The sequence below is a fragment of the Pseudomonas sp. HD6422 genome (assembly GCF_025377065.1).
In the GTDB taxonomy this organism is placed as follows: Bacteria; Pseudomonadota; Gammaproteobacteria; order Pseudomonadales; family Pseudomonadaceae; genus Aquipseudomonas; species Aquipseudomonas putida_U.
Genome location: NZ_JAHWIW010000004.1, coordinates 153,387 through 169,704, shown reverse-complemented (window position 1 = coordinate 169,704; position 16,318 = coordinate 153,387). Strand labels below are relative to the sequence as shown.

The window sequence follows — 16,318 nt, the reverse complement described above, 5'->3', positions numbered from 1 at the left end:
AACACCCCGACGCAATATCGGCGATCTGGCATTTTGCACGGTTTCTTCAAGCGGCTTGGTCGCTAACCTGTTGTTTCATATGCATGTAATTTTTTGACACGTCTGGCATGGGCGCTGCAATGACTTATCCAACCTCACACAAGGAGAAAGGTTATGCGCTCGATACTGCTATGGATGATTGGTGTACCGATTCCGGTGATCATTCTGATCTGGTTCTTCATGCATTGAGGGTTCGCGGGTCCATCGCCGGCTTGCCGGCGATGGAGGCGATACTGTTCTAGAGGAACTGCTCCGCGTAATGACACGCCACCTGCCGCGTCCCAACCAGCCGGAACGCCGGCACCTCACTGGCGCAACGCTCAGTGGCGTAAGGGCAGCGCTTGTGGAACGCACAGCCCTCCGGTGGGTTCAAGGGGTTAGGGAGCTCCCCGGCAATGCGAATCTTAGGTTTCAGCGGGTCCGGGTGAATCGCCGGGGTCGCTGACAGCAAGGCCTGGGTATAGGGGTGCAGCGGCTTTTCGTAGATGTCCTCTTTCGGCCCCATCTCTGCCGGCCGGCCCAGGTACATCACCAGCACTTGATCGGCCACGTGACGCACCACCGCCAGGTTGTGCGAGATGAAGACGTAGGCGGTGTCGAATTCCTTCTGCAGGTCCATGAACAGGTTGAGCACCTGTGCCTGGATCGAGACATCGAGCGCCGACGTCGGTTCGTCCGCCACCAATACCTTCGGCTGCAGCATCATGGCCCGGGCCAGGGCGATACGCTGGCGCTGGCCGCCCGAGAACATGTGCGGATAGCGCTGATAATGTTCCGGTCGCAGACCGACCTGCTCCATCATCCGCTGGACTTTGTCACGCCGTTCGGCCTTGGTCAGCGAGGTATTGATCAGCAACGGCTCGGCCAGTTGGTCGCCGATCTTCTGCCTTGGGTTGAGCGAGGCGTAAGGGCTCTGGAAGACCATCTGCACGTCGCGGCGTAATTGCTTGCGGGCAGCCTTGCTGGCACCGGCCACCTCGGTTCCGGCGATCTGCAGCGAACCGGAGGTGGGTGACTCGATCAGGGTCAGGGCCCGTGCCAGGGTCGACTTGCCGCAGCCGGACTCGCCCACCACGGCCAGGGTCTTGCCGGCCTCCAGTTCGAACGAAACGCCGTTCAGTGCACGCACCAAAGCGTTACCCTTGAACAACCCTCGGGACACCTCGTAGTGGCGGGTAAGCTCCCGCGCGGTGAGTACCACAGCCATCAGGCCACCTCCTGGTTCAATGGGTAGAAGCAGCGGGCCAGGCTGTGGGCCTGGGGTTCCAGCGCCGGGCGCTGTTGCCGGCAGTTGTCTTGCACGTAAGGACAGCGTGGCGATAACAGGCAGCCCTGCGGTCGGTCGTAGCGGCCGGGAACGATACCCGGTAGGGTGGCCAGACGCTCGGCACCGATACTGTGCTCGGGGATGGCCGCCAGCAGGGCCTCGCTGTAGGGGTGGGCAGGAATGTCGAACAACTCCGGCACCTGGCCCACCTCGACCGCTTGGCCGGCATACATCACGCACACCCGTCGGGCGGTCTCGGCGACCACCGCAAGGTCATGGGTGATCAGGATCAGCGCCATGTTGCGCTCTTTCTGCAGGTTCACCAGCAGCTCCATGATCTGCGCCTGGATGGTCACATCCAGGGCGGTGGTCGGTTCGTCGGCGATCAGCAGCTTGGGTTCACCGGCGATCGCCATGGCGATCGCGACGCGCTGGCTCATGCCGCCTGACAGTTGATGTGGATAGGCGTCCAGGCGGCTTTCCGGGGCCGGGATCTCGACCTTTCTCAGCAGCTCCAGGGCTCGCTGGCGAGCGGCCTTGCCTTTGAGACCCAGGTGCTGGCGCAGCACCTCCTCGATCTGGAAGCCTACGGTATAGCTGGGGTTGAGTGCGGTCATCGGGTCCTGGAAGACCATGGCGATGTCCTTGCCGACGATCTTGCGCCGCTGCCGGGCGCTGAGCTTGAGCATGTCGGTGCCGGCAAAACTGAGGGTGTCCGCGGAGATCCGCCCGGGGGCGTCGATCAGGCCCATCAGCGCCATCATGGTCACCGACTTGCCGGAGCCGGATTCGCCGACGATGGCCAGGATCTCGCCGGCGTCCACCGCCAGGTCGAGGCCGTCCACTACCGGTACTGCATTGGCGTCGCCGAAGCGCACGTTGAGGTTGTTGATCTGCAACAGTGACATGACGGGCTCCTCAGGCGGCGTTCTTGAGTTTCGGATCCAGCGCATCGCGCAGGCCGTCGCCCATCAGGTTGATTGCCAGCACGCTGAGCAGGATGGTCAGGCCGGGCAGGCTCACCACCCACCAGGCGCGCTCGATATAGTCACGCGCCGAAGCCAGCATCGTGCCCCATTCGGGGGTCGGGGGTTGCACACCCAGGCCGAGGAAGCCCAGGGCTGCGGCGTCGAGGATGGCCGACGAGAAACTCAGGGTGGCCTGGACGATCAACGGCGCCATGCAGTTGGGTAACACGGTCACGAACATCAGCCGTGGTAGCCCGGCACCGGCCAGGCGCGCAGCGGTGACGTAGTCGCGATTGAGTTCGCCCATCACTGCAGCGCGGGTCAGACGGACGTAGGACGGCAACGACACGATGGCGATGGCGATTACCGTGTTGATCAGGCCAGGGCCGAGGATGGCGACGATCGCCACTGCCAGCAACAACGATGGCAATGCCAGCATCACGTCCATCAGGCGCATGATCGACGGGCCGAGCAGGCGCGGGAAGAAGCCGGCCAGCAGACCCAGAAGAATGCCGGGGATCAACGACATCACCACCGATGACAGGCCGATCAGCAACGACAGGCGTGCGCCGGTGATCAGCCGCGAAAGCAGGTCGCGGCCCAGTTCGTCGGTGCCCAGCACGAATTGCCAGGTGCCTCCTTCGAGCCAAACCGGTGGGGTCAGCAGGTAGTCGCGAAATTGCTCGCTTGGGTCATACGGCGCCACCCACGGCGCGAACAGCGCGCAGAACACCACCACGCACATGAAGGCCAAGCCCAGCACCGCACCTTTGTTGCGGGCGAAGGCATGCCAGAACTCCTTGAACGGGGAGGGGTAAAGCAGACTGGTGTCCACCGGCTGCGCCGGTGCGACGGTTTTGATTGTCGGACTGGTCATGGAGGGCCTCAGCGCTGATGACGGATGCGTGGGTTGGCCAGGCCGTAGAGGATGTCCACCACGAAATTGACCAGGATGACCAGGCAGGCGATCAACAGGATGCCGTTCTGGACCACGGGGTAGTCACGGGCGCCGATGGCTTCGATCAGCCATTTGCCGACGCCCGGCCAGGAGAAGATGGTTTCGGTCAGTACGGCGCCAGCCAGCAGCGTGCCGACTTGCAGGCCGAATACCGTCAACACCGGGATCAGCGCGTTGCGCAGGCCGTGCACGAACACCACGCGGGCCGGCGACAGGCCCTTGGCCCGTGCGGTGCGGATGTAGTCTTCGCGCAGTACCTCGAGCATCGACGAGCGGGTCATGCGGGCGATCACTGCCAGGGGGATGGTGCCCAGCACGATGGCCGGCAGGATCAGGTGCATGACCGCGTCCTTGAACGCGCCTTCCTCATCGCTGAGCAAGGTGTCGATGAGCATGAAGCCGGTTTTCGGCTCGATGTCGTAGAGCAGGTCGATGCGGCCTGATACCGGCGTCCAGCCCAGGCTGACCGAGAAGAACATGATCAGGATCAGGCCCCACCAGAAGATCGGCATGGAGTAGCCGGCCAGCGAAATGCCCATCACCCCGTGGTCGAACAGCGAGCCCCGTTTGAGCGCAGCGATCACCCCGGCGAGCACGCCGATGGTACCGGCGAACAGCAGGGCTGCGAGCGACAGTTCCAGGGTCGCCGGGAACAGCGTGAGGAACTCGGTCCAGACGCTCTCGCGGGTACGCAGCGACTCTCCCAGGTCACCTTGGGCGAGCTTGCCCACGTAATCCAGATACTGGACCGGAAGCGGTTTGTTCAGGCCCAGGCGCTCCATGGCCTGGGCGTGCATCTCGGGGTCCACTCTGCGCTCGCCCATCATCACTTCCACCGGGTCGCCGGGGATCAGGCGTATGAGCGCGAAGGTCAGCAAGGTGATACCGAAGAAGGTCGGTATCAACAGGCCCAGGCGCCGGGCAATAAAACTCAACATTGTCAGGGTTACCTCAATCGGCCGGTCAAGGCAGTGCCGCCAGTCCCCTCGTGGGTTGCCGGCGGTCGTTGTTGTTCTACTTCACCTTGGTCGTGGCGAAGTTGTTGTTGGTCAGAGGGTTGATCACGTAACCCTCCACGTTGCTGCGCATGGCGGTGAACATCTTCGGATGGGCCATGCTGATCCAGGGCTGGTCTTCATCGTACACCTTCAAAGCCTCGGCATAGAGCCTTGCACGCTCGTCTGTGTCGGTCACCTCGCGGGCACGGGTGATCAGTTCCTGGAATTTCGAGTTGCACCAGCGCGCGTAGTTCTCGCCGGTCTTGGCGGCGTCGCAACTGAGCAGGGGACTGAGGAAGTTATCCGGATCGCCGTTGTCGCCGGCCCAGCCAGTGGACACCAGGTCGGCTTCGCCATTCTTGGCGCGGCGCAGCATTTCGGCCCACTCCATGACGCGGACATTCAGCACCAGGCCGATCTGTTTGAGGTCGGCTTGCAGCATTTCCGCCGAAAGGCGAGGGTTGGGGTTGGTCGGACCGCCGCCGCTGCGGGTGAACAGCGTGAACACCGTGCCAGGTGGCACGCCCGCTTGTTCGAGCAGTTCGCGGGCTTTGGCCAAGTCGCGGGGTGGGTTCCTGTTGTCGGTGTTGTAACCGATCATGGTCGGGGGGTAGGGGTTCACGGCGACCAGCGCATTGCCCTTGCCGAACAGTTGGTCCACGTGGGTCTGGCGGTCGAAGGCAATGTCGATGGCCTTGCGCACGCGCACATCGCTCAAATACGGGTGTTCGGTATTCATGGAGATGTAACCGGTGACCAGAGCCTCGATCTCTTCGACCTTGAGCGCAGGGTCGGCCTTGATCGAGGGCACGTCGTCCGGTTTGGGGTACAGCGCGACCTGGCACTCGTTGGCGCGCAGCTTCTGCAGGCGCACGTTGCCGTCGGTGGTGATGGCGAAAATCAGCGAATCGGACGGCGGCTTGCCGCGGAAATAGTCCGGGTTGGCCTTGAAGCGAACCTGGGCGTCCTTGCTGTAGCGCTGGAAGATGAACGGGCCGGTGCCGATCGGTTTGCTGTTGAGGTCGGCGGTCCTGCCGGCCTTGAGCAACTGATCGCCGTATTCGGCGGAGTAGATCGACGTGAAAGCCATGGCCATGTCGCGCAGGAAGGGGGCTTCCGGGCGGGTGAGGGTGATGACCACGGTGTGGTCGTCGGTCTTGGCCACCGACTTGAGCAGGTCCTTGAAGGCCATGCTCTCGAAGTACGGGTATCCGACACTGGCTTTGTCGTGCCACGGGTGCGTTGGATCGAATTGGCGGTTCAGGCTCCACAGCACGTCATCGGCATTGAAGTCGCGGGTCGGCGTGAAGTAGTCGGTGGTATGGAACTTCACCCCCTCACGCAGGTGGAAGGTGTAGGTCAGGCCGTCGGGTGAAATCTCCCAACGCTCGGCCAGGGCTGGCTGGATGTCGGTGGTGCCGGGCTTGAAGTCGACCAGACGGTTGAAAACCGTCTCGGCCGAGGCATCGGCGGTGACGGCGGTGGTGTACTGCACGATGTCGAAACCTTCCGGGCTGGCTTCGGTGCACACTACCAGGGGTTTGGCGAACCCGTGGCTGGCGGCGCTCAGCAAGATCGCTGCCAAGGCAGCACGTAGCGGTAGCGATGTCATGGAAACTCCCTGCGTGTGTTGAATCCAGCGTAGCTGCCACGGCCCGGAGCGATTCGGGCCGTGGCGCCAGCGGTCAGAGAATGTTGAACGGAATGGTGGTGACGATACGTAGCTCGTCCAGGCTGCCATCGGCTTGGGCCTTGCTGGCCCGGTGCGCGGTGTAGGTAGCGCGGATGCTAGTGTCTTTCAGCGCTCCGCTCTGCACCGCGTAGCTGGTGCCGATGCCCCACTCGTAGTGGGTCTCGCCGTCCATGCCGCGGACGTCGTAGGCCGTCCCCTTGTAGTGAGTGCCGTCGATCCCCCAGCCGCGTGCGTTGTACAGGTTGAACTTGAGGCCTGGCACACCGTACTGCGCCATGTTCAGCACGTAGGAGATCTGCAGGGATTTTTCATTAGGGCCGTTGAAGTCCGACAGCAACGAGTTGGCCAGGAAAATGCCATTGGTTTCGTGCAGGTAGTCGAAGTATTCGTTGCCGTTGACCTGCTGCCAGGAGGCGCTGAGGGTATGGGCCTGGTGAGTGAGGCCGAACGACACACTGTAGGTGTCGTTGTCGATCTCCCCCATCTTCTTGCTGCCGGCATCGACGGTCTTGTAGTAGTTCAGCCCGGTACTGAGGCTGAGCGCGGCACTGTCGCCGAGCACGTGGCTTGCGCCGACGTAGTACTGGTTCCAGAAATCCTCGACCTTGGTGGCGTAGAAACTGGTGGTCAGGCTTTTCAGGGGCTGGTAGTTGATGCCCGCCGTGCTGGCCCGATCGGTTTCGACGCCGGTGGCGCTGTATTCGCTGCGAAACTTGCTCAGGCTCTGCTCGGTGCGTGGCGAAACGCGATCGAAGGTGCCCAGGTCGAGGCTCAGGTTCTCGAACTCGGCGCTGTGCAGGAACGCGCCCTGGAAGCTCGACGGCAAGGCGCGGTTGCCGATGTAGGCGATCATGGGCGTATCCACCGACTGGCGGCCGACGGTGAGGGTAGTGTTGGACAGGCGTGCCTTGACGTTGGCCAGGCCCATCTTGCTCCACTGGCCGACCGGGTCGCCGTCACTGTGGGTCAAGGTTCGGTTGTTCGGCCCGGCGACCGCCGCGCGCCCCTGTTCCAGGGCGATGGCGTTGTAGCCAGCGGCCTCGACGGCAAAACCGACGGTGCCTTGGGTGAAGCCCGAGCTGTAGTTGAGAATGGTGCCCTGCACCCAGTTGTCACGGCTGTGGCTGTCATGCCGGCTGCCGTCGCTTTTGTAGTACTTGAACAGCGGAGCACGGGTGGCACGCTCACGGGCGTACCAGTTGCGTGTGCTGCCGGACAGGCTCTGGCCATCGATGAAGCCTTTGGCCTGCTCTTGTTCGCTGCTGGACTTGAGGCTGAACGGGACGTACTCCTGGCTCTGGGTGTCGGCCTGGGCGGTCGCGGACAGGGTGCCGATGGAAACGGCCAATGCGGTTAAGGTGAATAGTCTCAAGGTTGAAGCTCCCTTTCTTTGTTTTAGTTATTGCCTGGCCTTGTGGGCTGGGTCGTTTGTTGCGGTATTGCCAGGGTTGCCCGGGATCGCCGGGGCAAAACGGGGTGTTGTGCGGCTCGAAAGGGGCTATCGCTCAATCGACACTCACACCGGAAAAATCATTGCGCCCGAATGGGCTGACCTTGAAGTCGGCCACCTTCATGCTCAGCGGTTGGTTGACCGTGGAGTGCGCCACCGGGGTGATCGGCACCTGCTGCTTGAGACGCTGCTGGGCCTGCTGGTAGAGGGCCGTGCGCTGTTCCCGGTCGGTGATGCGTTTGGCCTGCTTGACCAGGTCGTCGTATTGCCGATCGCACCACAGCGAGTAGTTGTTGCTGCCGATGGCATCGCAGCTGTAGAGGGTGCCGAGCCAGTTGTCCGGGTCGCCGTTGTCGCCGGTCCAGCCGATCAGGGCGATGTCGTGCTCGCCGCTTTTCATGCGCTTGAGGTACTCGCCCCATTCATAGCTGACGATGCGTACCTTGAACCCCAATGCGCTCCAGTCGGCCTGAAGCATTTCGGCCATCAGCTTGGCGTTGGGGTTGTACGGGCGTTGTACGGGCATGGCCCACAGGGTGATTTCGGTGCCAGGTTGGACGCCGGCCTGCTGGAGGAGCTGCTTGGCTTTTTCCGGGTCGAACGGAGCATCCTTGAGGCTGTCGTCATAGGACCACTGGGTCGGCGGCATGGCGTTGACCGCCAGCTGACCGGAATCCTGATAGACGGCCTGGATGATCGCTTGTTTGTTCACCGCCATGTCCATGGCTTGGCGCACCTCCAGGCGGTCGAACGGCGGGTGTTGGGTGTTGTAGGCGATATAGCCGAGGTTGAAGCCTGGCTGCTGCAGTACCTGGAGCTTGGGGTCGTCCTTGAGCGCTGGCAGATCGGCGGGGCGTGGGTGCAGGGTGACCTGGCATTCGTTGCGGCGCAGTTTCTGGATGCGCACCGATGGGTCGGTATTGATGGAGAACACCAGGTTGTCGATCTTCACCTCATCTGGCGCCCAGTAGTCCTGGTTGCCTTTGTAGCGGATCTGCGAGTCCTTCTGGTAGCGCTGGAACACGAACGGACCGGTGCCGATCGGTTGCTGGTTGATGTCGCTGGGGCGCCCGCTTGCGAGCAATTGCTCGGCGTATTCGGCGGAAAGAATGGAGGCGAAACTCATCGCCAGGTTCTGGATGAATGCCGCATCGACGTGGTTGAGGCTGAACACGACGGTCAGCGGACCGGTTTTCTCGACCCCGGCGATGTTCTTGTCCAGGCCCATGCTGACGAAATAGGGAAACTCGGTGGGGTAGGCCTGGCGGAACGGCTGGTTCTTGTCGAGCATGCGATTGAACGTGAACAACACGTCGTCGGCGTTGAAGTCGCGGCTCGGAGTGAACGCTTTGTTGGCATGGAACTTCACACCTTCGCGCAAGTGGAAGGTGTAGCGCAGTCCATCGTCGGAAACTTCCCATCTGCTTGCCAGCGCGGGCTGCACCGCGGTGCCGCCACGTTCGAACTCGACCAGCCGGTTGTAGATCGGTTCGGCGGCGTCATTGTCGGTGGCGCTGGTGTACTGGGCGGTGTCGAAACCGGCCGGACTGCCTTCGGAGCAGAACACCAAGTTCTTGGCCGCAAGTGCGGGAGCCTGGCTCAGCAGGCCCAGGGCGAGCAAGGTTGAAAGGCGGGTGGCATGGCGCATGGCGATTCCTTTTCCGGCTGTCTACGCCGCCTGACGCGAAGAATGGCGGCAACAGTTACCCGACTCCGCCGCAGGGGGCGGCGGAGTGGGCGCGAAGTGCTTGCTAGTGGGGGCTGGCCTATTTCTCGACGCTGACGCCGTAGAAGCTGTTCAGCGCGAACGGACTGATCTTGAAGTCCTTCACCTTGGCGCTCATCGGTTGGTAAACCGTCGAGTGGGCGATCGGAGTGATCGGCACTTGTTCCTTGAGGATGTGCTGGGCCTGCTTGTACAGCTCGGTCCGCTTGGCCTGGTCAGGGGTGGCCTTGGCTTGCTTGATCAGGTCGTCGTACGGCTTGTAGCACCACTTGGAGAAGTTGTTGCCGTCGATGGCATCGCAACCGTACAGGGTGCCCAGCCAGTTGTCGGGGTCACCGTTGTCGCCGCTCCAGCCGATCAGCATGGCGCCCTGCTCGCCGGCTTTGGAGCGCTTGATGTACTCGCCCCACTCATAGCTGACGATCTTCGCCTTGATGCCGACCTTGGCCCAGTCCGCTTGCAGCATCTCGGCCATCAGCTTGGCGTTGGGGTTGTAAGGGCGCTGCACGGGCATCGCCCACAGGGTGATCTCGGTCCCTTCCTTGATGCCGGCTTCCTTGAGCAGTTGCTTGGCTTTTTCCGGGTCGTAGGGGGTGTCCTTGATGCTTGTGTCATAGGACCACTGGGTCGGCGGCATGGCGTTGACCGCCAACTGCCCCGCGCCCTGGTAGACCGATTCGATGATCTGTTCCTTGTTCACCGCCATGTCCAGCGCCTGGCGTACCTTCAATTGGGACAGTGGGTTTGGCGTGTCGCTGCCCTTGAGCTTGTCCATCACGTTGTAGGCGATGTAGCCAAGGTTGAAGCCCGGTTGCTGGGGCATCTGCAGCTGCTTGTCGGCCTTGAGCGGCTCGATGTCGGCCGGACGTGGGAAGAGGGTGACCTGGCACTCGTTCTTCTTCAGTTTCTGCATGCGCACCGAGGCATCGGTGGTGATTGCGAAGATCAGGTTGTCGATCTTCACATCATCGGGCTTCCAGTAGTCCTTGTTGCCTTTGAAGCGGATCTGCGCGTCCTTCTGGTACTTGCTGAACACGAAGGGGCCGGTGCCGATCGGCTTCTGGTTGATGTCGGCGGCCTTGCCCTGTTTGAGCAATTGATTGGCGTACTCGGCAGACTGGATCGAGGCGAAGCTCATTGCCAGGTTCTGGATGAATGCAGCATCGACCTGGTTGAGCGTGAAGCGCACCGTGTGGTCGTCGAGCTTCTCGACCTGGGCGATGTTCTTGTCCATGCCCATGTCGGTGAAATACGGAAACTCGGTGGGGTATGCCTTGCGGAACGGGTGGTCCTTGTCGAGCATGCGCTGGAAGGTGAACAGCACATCGTCGGCATTGAATTCACGGCTTGGCTTGAAGTAGTCGGTAGTGTGGAACTTGACGCCTTCGCGCAGGTGGAAGGTGTAGGACTTGCCATCTTCGGACACATCCCAGCGGGTGGCCAGGCCAGGAATCACGGCGGTGCCGCCGCGCTCGAACTGGGTCAGACGGTTGAACACGGTCTCGGCCGAGGCATCGAAGTCGGTTCCGGTGGTGTACTGCCCTGGATCGAAACCGGCCGGACTGCCTTCGGAGCAGAACACCAGGTTGGACGCGGCGAGGGCGTCAGGTGCACTGGCGAGCAAACCTGCGCCGAGCAGAAACGGAATGACTGCATGTTTGAGCATGGTGGCCTCATTATTGTCATTGTTGAATGCGAGGTGGCCTCGTGAGCCGACCTGCGGATACTTATGCAGGGGGTATTCCAATGCAATCCTTGAAAGGATAGTCGGCGGGCAAAACGTAGGACGAACGTACACGGATGTCGCATCCATGTAATTTTTGCCGAAGTTGAACGTTTGCGAAGGGGAAAAGGTGGGGTTTTTCTGGATGTTTCTGGATCGGAAGTTTGTAGGACGCAGCCGAATGGTGCGTAGGAACGGTCTGAAAACGCCGTCCCTCTGGCGAGGGACGGCGTGCTGATCAAGGCATCTGCACTTCGATCAAGCCATCGGCATTCATGCTGACTTCGCTGGTGCCCGCTTCGATGTCCGGTGCCGGGGCGGCCTCGTCGGCAACCATGGACTTCATGGCCATCGGTGCGCTGCGCAGGTAGGGGCGAGGGTAGCCGCTGCTGTTGAGGTTGAGGCTGACGATCTTGTAGCCTTTGCCGCCCAGCGCCTCAGTCGCCAGTTGGGCACGGGCCTTGAACGCATTGACCGCATCCTTGAGCAGGGCGTCTTCGCTGGTCTTGCGGGTAGCCGGGGCGATGGAGAAGTCCATGCCGCCCATTTTCAGTTCCTGCAGCAGGTCGGCGGTCAGTTGCGACAGGGCCGGGAAGTCGGCGCTTTCCAGACGCAACTCTGCGCGTTCGCGCCATCCAGTGATCTTCTGGCCCTTGCTGTCATAGACCGGGTAGCTGTTGCGGCTGCCCTGGCTGAGCTTCACATCCTTGACCTGGCGAGCCTGCTGCACCGCCTTGTTCATGGTTTCGGTGATCTGCTTGGCGAGCTTGCCTGGATCGCTGTCCTGGGCTTCGCTGTAGAGGGTCACGACCATCAGATCGCGGGCCACTTCCTTGCTCACTTCGGCGCGCAGCGATATCTGGTTGTAACGCGGCTCATCGGCCAGGGCCGGTAGGCTGGCAAGCAGGCCGCAGGACAGGATCAGGGCGGCGCCGCGACGTGGTATTGGCATGTGTTACTCCTTGGCAATAAAGGCGTGGTTAGAGGTTCTAGGCCACGCATGGCCCATCAGACCGACCCCAGTGTAGTGGGTTCAAAAGTGCCATCATCAACCTGTGACAAAGTGTGGCGCTTTGCCGCATCGCTGCAGCGAGGCGCCCGGCTTCGGTATACTCCAGCCGATTTTCCTGGAGCACTCATCAGGAGAGCTCATGCTCGCTGTCGTACAACCGCTGTCCGCTACCCGCCAGAACCTCTGGCGCTTGACTGTCATTCGTGTGCTGGTGCTGGCCGCCCAGGCGGGCTCCGTGGGGGTCGCCTACTGGACCGACCTGCTGCCGCTGCCGTGGTTGTCCCTGGCCGCCACCCTGGCCCTGTCGTCGATCCTGTGTGCCTTCACCGCCTTGCGCCTGCGCCTGTCGTTGCCGGTCACCGAGCTCGAATATGCCCTGCAACTGGCCTGCGACCTGCTGATCCACAGTGCCTTGCTGTACTACTCCGGCGGTTCGACCAATCCGTTCGTGTCCTACTACCTGGTGCCACTGGCAATTGCCGCAGTGACCCTGCCCTGGCTGTATTCGCTGATTCTGTCGGGTATCGCGCTGACGGCCTACAGCCTCTTGCTGGTGCAGTTCTACCCGCTCGAAGGGCTGCCGATGGCGCGGGACAAGATGCAGGTTTACGGCATGTGGCTGAGCATCGCCCTGGCCGCTGCGGTCATCACCTTTTTCGCCGCGCGGATGGCCGAGGAGCTGCGTCGTCAGGAACAATTGCGGGCCGAGCGCCGTGAAGAAAGCCTGCGTGACGAGCAACTGCTGGCGGTGGCGACTCAAGCCGCCGGGGCTGCCCACGAACTGGGCACGCCGCTGGCGACCATGAGCGTGCTGCTCAACGAGATGCGCCAGGATCACGCCGATCCGCAATTGCAGGAAGACCTGGCGATCCTTCAGGATCAGGTCAAGTTGTGCAAGGAAACCCTCCAGCAGCTGGTGCGCGCCGCCGAAGCCAACCGCCGTCTGGACGTCGGCGAGCAGGAGGTGACCGCCTGGTTGGACGAAGCGTTGAATCGCTGGCACCTGATGCGCCCCGAGGCCAGCTATCGCTTCCAGCGACTGCGTGACGGCCAGGTGCCGCGCCTGACGCCGCCGCCAGATCTGACCCAGGCCTTGCTGAACCTGCTGAACAATGCTGCCGATGCCTGCCCGGATGACCTGGAGGTACGTCTGGACTGGGACGCCGAGGACATCCTGATCAGTATTCGCGACCATGGCCCGGGCGTGCCCCCGGCGATTGCCGAAGCCATCGGTAAACCCTTCATTACCACCAAAGGCAAAGGCTTCGGCCTGGGCCTGTTCTTGAGCAAGGCCAGCGTGACCCGTGCGGGCGGCTCGGTAAAACTCTATAGTCATGAACAGGGTGGCACCCTGACCGAACTGCGCCTGCCCTACGGCAAGCGAGGAGATGAATGATGAGTGACGAAAACCAGGTCGAAAGCGAAGAGCTGCCGCACCTGCTGCTGGTGGACGACGATGCCACTTTCACCCGCGTCATGGCGCGTGCCATGAGCCGCCGCGGTTTCCGCGTCAGCACTGCCGGTTCCGCCGAAGAAGGGCTGGCGCTGGCCAAGCAGGACCTGCCCGACTATGCGACGCTGGACTTGAAGATGGAAGGCGACTCCGGCTTGGTGCTGCTGCCCAAGCTTCTGGAACTCGACCCGGAAATGCGCGTGGTGATCCTGACCGGTTACTCGAGCATCGCCACCGCAGTCGAGGCGGTCAAGCGTGGGGCATGCAACTATCTGTGCAAGCCGGCCGATGCCGACGACGTGCTGGCGGCGCTGCTGTCCGAGCACACCGATCTCGACACCCTGGTGCCTGAGAACCCGATGTCGGTCGACCGCTTGCAGTGGGAGCACATCCAGCGAGTGCTCAACGAGCACGAGGGCAATATCTCGGCCACCGCCCGGGCGCTGGGCATGCACCGCCGGACCTTGCAGCGCAAGTTGCAGAAGCGGCCGGTCCGGCGCTGATCCTCCCGGCCTCTTCGCGGCGGTTCGGCGCCCCGACTGCCCGCGAAGAGGCCGTTACAACCTCCAGAAGAACTGAATTTTCCCTCTAGATCCCCGCATTTCCTGACGCGTTGGCGTATCATCTGCCCCTTGAACGGCAACCCTTCCTCAGGACCGCTTGCGCATGCTCGCCCTTCTCATCCAGACGCTGAACATCACGGCGCCCGTCTTTGCCATGCTTTTCTTGGGTATATTGCTCAAGCGCATCCACCTCATCGACGACAACTTCAATCGCGTGGCCTCGCAATTGGTGTTCAACGTCTGCATGCCGGCGCTGCTGTTCCTCGGTATCTATCACGCCGACCTGGCCGCGGCGGTCAAGCCAGGGGTCATGCTCTACTTCGTCGCCGCTACCCTGGTCGGCTTCGCCCTGTCCTGGGGCTTGGCGATTTGGCGCAGTCCGCTCGCCGAGCGAGGCATCTACACCCAGGGGGCGTTTCGCGGCAACAACGGCGTGATCGGCTTGGCGCTGGCTGCCAGCCTCTATGGTGACTACGGTATTTCTCTCGGGGCTGTGCTGGCTGGTCTGGTCATCCTCATGTACAACGCTCTGTCGGCAGTGGTACTGGCGGTATACAGCCCCGATCTCAAATCCGACCCCTGGAGCATCTGCAAGAGCATTTTCAGCAACCCGCTGATCATCAGCGTGCTGGTGGCCGCGCCCATGGCCTACGGACAGGTGCCGTTGCCCAACTGGCTGCTGACTTCGGGTGACTACCTGGCGCAGATGACGCTGCCCCTGGCACTGATCTGCATCGGTGGGACCCTGTCACTCGCGGCCCTGCGCGACAGCGGCAAGCTGGCCATCGATGCCAGTCTGGTGAAGATGGTCTGGCTGCCGCTGCTCGGCACCCTTGGCGCCTGGCTCTGCGGTTTCCGGGGCGCCGAACTGGGCATCCTGTTCCTCTACATCGGCAGCCCCACCGCAGCGGCCAGCTACGTCATGGCCCGAGCGGCCAACGGCAACCACGAGTTGGCAGCGTCGATCATCGTGATCACCACGCTGATGGCGGCCATTACCACCAACATCGGCATTTTCATCTTGCAGTGGGGCGGATGGATCTAGATCCTCGACTGCATATAACAGCAACAACATTGCCTCACTGAACCAAAGGACACTTCATGCAAGACCAGAGCACGCCCGAGCAGTTGCAGCGCGGGCTGAAGAATCGTCATATCCAGCTCATCGCGCTGGGCGGAGCCATTGGCACCGGGTTGTTCCTGGGGATCGCCCAGACCATCCAGCTAGCCGGTCCCTCGGTATTGCTGGGGTATGCCATCGCCGGCCTGATGGCCTTCCTGATCATGCGCCAGCTGGGCGAGATGGTGGTCGAAGAGCCGGTCGCAGGCAGCTTCAGCCACTTCGCCCACAAGTACTGGAGCGAGTTCGCCGGATTCGTTTCGGGCTGGAACTACTGGGTGGTCTACGTGCTCGTGGGGATGGCCGAGCTCACCGCCGTCGGTATCTACGTGCAGTACTGGTGGCCGGGCTTTCCGACCTGGGCAACAGCGGCGATCTTCTTCGTGGTCATCAACCTGATCAACCTGACCCAGGTGAAGGTCTACGGCGAGCTGGAGTTCTGGTTCGCCCTGATCAAGGTGGTGGCGATCGTCAGCATGATCGGTTTCGGTGCCTGGCTGCTGGGCAGTGGGCAGGGGGGCGCGCAGGCCAGTGTGGCCAACCTCTGGCAGTACGGCGGCTTCTTCCCCAACGGCGTCGGCGGCCTGGTCATGGCGCTGGCGGTGATCATGTTTTCGTTCGGTGGTCTGGAGCTGGTCGGCATCACTGCGGCTGAGGCCGCCAATCCGAAGGTGAGCATTCCCAAGGCCACCAACCAGGTGGTGTACCGCATTCTGATCTTCTATATCGGCGCATTGGCGGTGTTGCTGTCGCTGTACCCGTGGCAGAAGGTGGTGCAGGGCGGCAGTCCGTTCGTGATGATCTTCCACGAACTGGACAGCGACGTGGTGGCGACCATTCTCAACGTGGTGGTGCTCACCGCGGCGTTGTCGGTGTACAACAGCTGCGTGTATGCCAACAGCCGTATGCTGTTCGGCTTGGCCAGCCAGGGCGATGCGCCGCGTCAGCTGCTCAAGGTGAGTCGCCGTGGCGTGCCGTTGACCGCGCTGGGCGTATCGGCGTTCGCTACGGGGTTGTGCGTGTTGATCAACTACTTGATGCCGGGTGAGGCGTTTGGCCTGTTGATGGCGCTGGCGGTGTCGGCACTGGTGATCAACTGGGCGAGCATCAGCATCACTCACCTGAAGTTCCGCAAGGCCAAGTTGGCGGCGGGTGTCACGCCGTTCTACAAGAGCCTGGGTCACCCGCTGACCAACTACCTGTGCCTGGCGTTCATCGTGCTGATCCTGGTGGTCATGTTCCTGACCCCCAGCGTGCGTATTTCGGTGATGCTGATCCCTGCCTGGATCCTGGTGCTGTGGGGGGCGTTCTGCGTCAAGAAAGCCCGGCAAGCTCGGTAACTCAGGCA

Annotated in this window: 13 protein-coding genes; 4 read left to right on the top strand and 9 right to left on the bottom strand. The window is 62.2% G+C overall.

Going from position 1 to position 16,318, the window contains the following annotated elements:
- Nucleotides 1–277: 277 nt before the first annotated feature.
- From KY379_RS04275 to KY379_RS04235, 9 genes are all read right to left on the bottom strand, one after another.
- Nucleotides 278–1,246 carry a peptide ABC transporter ATP-binding protein gene (locus tag KY379_RS04275; protein WP_133326442.1) on the bottom strand — a complete coding sequence of 323 codons (969 nt, stop codon included), beginning with the start codon at nucleotides 1,244–1,246 and terminating at the stop codon, nucleotides 278–280.
- Nucleotides 1,246–2,214 (bottom strand): ABC transporter ATP-binding protein, encoded by a 969-nt coding sequence (locus KY379_RS04270; RefSeq protein WP_133326440.1) that lies wholly within the window; start codon nucleotides 2,212–2,214, stop codon nucleotides 1,246–1,248. Before KY379_RS04270 ends, KY379_RS04275 begins: the two co-directional genes overlap by 1 nt.
- A 10-nt stretch (nucleotides 2,215–2,224) precedes the next feature.
- Nucleotides 2,225–3,151 (bottom strand): ABC transporter permease subunit, encoded by a 927-nt coding sequence (locus KY379_RS04265; RefSeq protein WP_133326438.1) that lies wholly within the window; start codon nucleotides 3,149–3,151, stop codon nucleotides 2,225–2,227.
- A gap of 8 nt (nucleotides 3,152–3,159) precedes the next feature.
- Nucleotides 3,160–4,170, bottom strand: coding sequence for an ABC transporter permease subunit (locus KY379_RS04260; protein ID WP_133326436.1), 1,011 nt, complete (start codon nucleotides 4,168–4,170; stop codon nucleotides 3,160–3,162).
- Between the two features lie 76 nt (nucleotides 4,171–4,246).
- The gene (locus KY379_RS04255) at nucleotides 4,247–5,842 is read right to left on the bottom strand and encodes an ABC transporter substrate-binding protein (RefSeq protein ID WP_196171872.1); all 1,596 of its coding nucleotides are present in this window, start codon (nucleotides 5,840–5,842) and stop codon (nucleotides 4,247–4,249) included.
- A gap of 73 nt (nucleotides 5,843–5,915) precedes the next feature.
- Entirely contained in the window at nucleotides 5,916–7,295 is a 1,380-nt protein-coding gene (locus KY379_RS04250; RefSeq protein ID WP_261239069.1) for an OprD family porin, read from the bottom strand.
- A 133-nt stretch (nucleotides 7,296–7,428) separates the two neighbouring features.
- On the bottom strand, nucleotides 7,429–9,021 hold the full coding sequence (locus tag KY379_RS04245) for an ABC transporter substrate-binding protein (RefSeq protein WP_261239068.1): 1,593 nt from the start codon (nucleotides 9,019–9,021) through the stop codon (nucleotides 7,429–7,431).
- Nucleotides 9,022–9,139: 118 nt separating this feature from the next.
- Nucleotides 9,140–10,765 (bottom strand): ABC transporter substrate-binding protein, encoded by a 1,626-nt coding sequence (locus tag KY379_RS04240; protein ID WP_261239067.1) that lies wholly within the window; start codon nucleotides 10,763–10,765, stop codon nucleotides 9,140–9,142.
- Between the two features lie 295 nt (nucleotides 10,766–11,060).
- Nucleotides 11,061–11,774 (bottom strand): SIMPL domain-containing protein, encoded by a 714-nt coding sequence (locus KY379_RS04235; RefSeq protein WP_133326426.1) that lies wholly within the window; start codon nucleotides 11,772–11,774, stop codon nucleotides 11,061–11,063.
- Nucleotides 11,775–11,973: 199 nt separating this feature from the next.
- Here KY379_RS04235 and KY379_RS04230 point away from each other — a divergent pair, with 199 nt between their 5' ends.
- The 4 genes from KY379_RS04230 (at nucleotide 11,974) to KY379_RS04215 (ending at nucleotide 16,310) form a co-directional block, all read left to right on the top strand.
- A complete protein-coding gene (locus KY379_RS04230) occupies nucleotides 11,974–13,230 on the top strand; it encodes an ATP-binding protein (protein ID WP_133326424.1) in 1,257 nt (418 codons plus the stop codon).
- Nucleotides 13,230–13,790, top strand: a complete 561-nt coding sequence (locus tag KY379_RS04225; RefSeq protein WP_133326422.1) for a response regulator transcription factor — start codon at nucleotides 13,230–13,232, stop codon at nucleotides 13,788–13,790. Before KY379_RS04230 ends, KY379_RS04225 begins: the two co-directional genes overlap by 1 nt.
- A gap of 163 nt (nucleotides 13,791–13,953) precedes the next feature.
- Nucleotides 13,954–14,895 (top strand): AEC family transporter, encoded by a 942-nt coding sequence (locus KY379_RS04220; protein ID WP_196171869.1) that lies wholly within the window; start codon nucleotides 13,954–13,956, stop codon nucleotides 14,893–14,895.
- Nucleotides 14,896–14,951: 56 nt separating this feature from the next.
- Nucleotides 14,952–16,310 (top strand): amino acid permease, encoded by a 1,359-nt coding sequence (locus tag KY379_RS04215; RefSeq protein WP_133326418.1) that lies wholly within the window; start codon nucleotides 14,952–14,954, stop codon nucleotides 16,308–16,310.
- The last annotated feature ends 8 nt before the right edge of the window (nucleotides 16,311–16,318 follow it).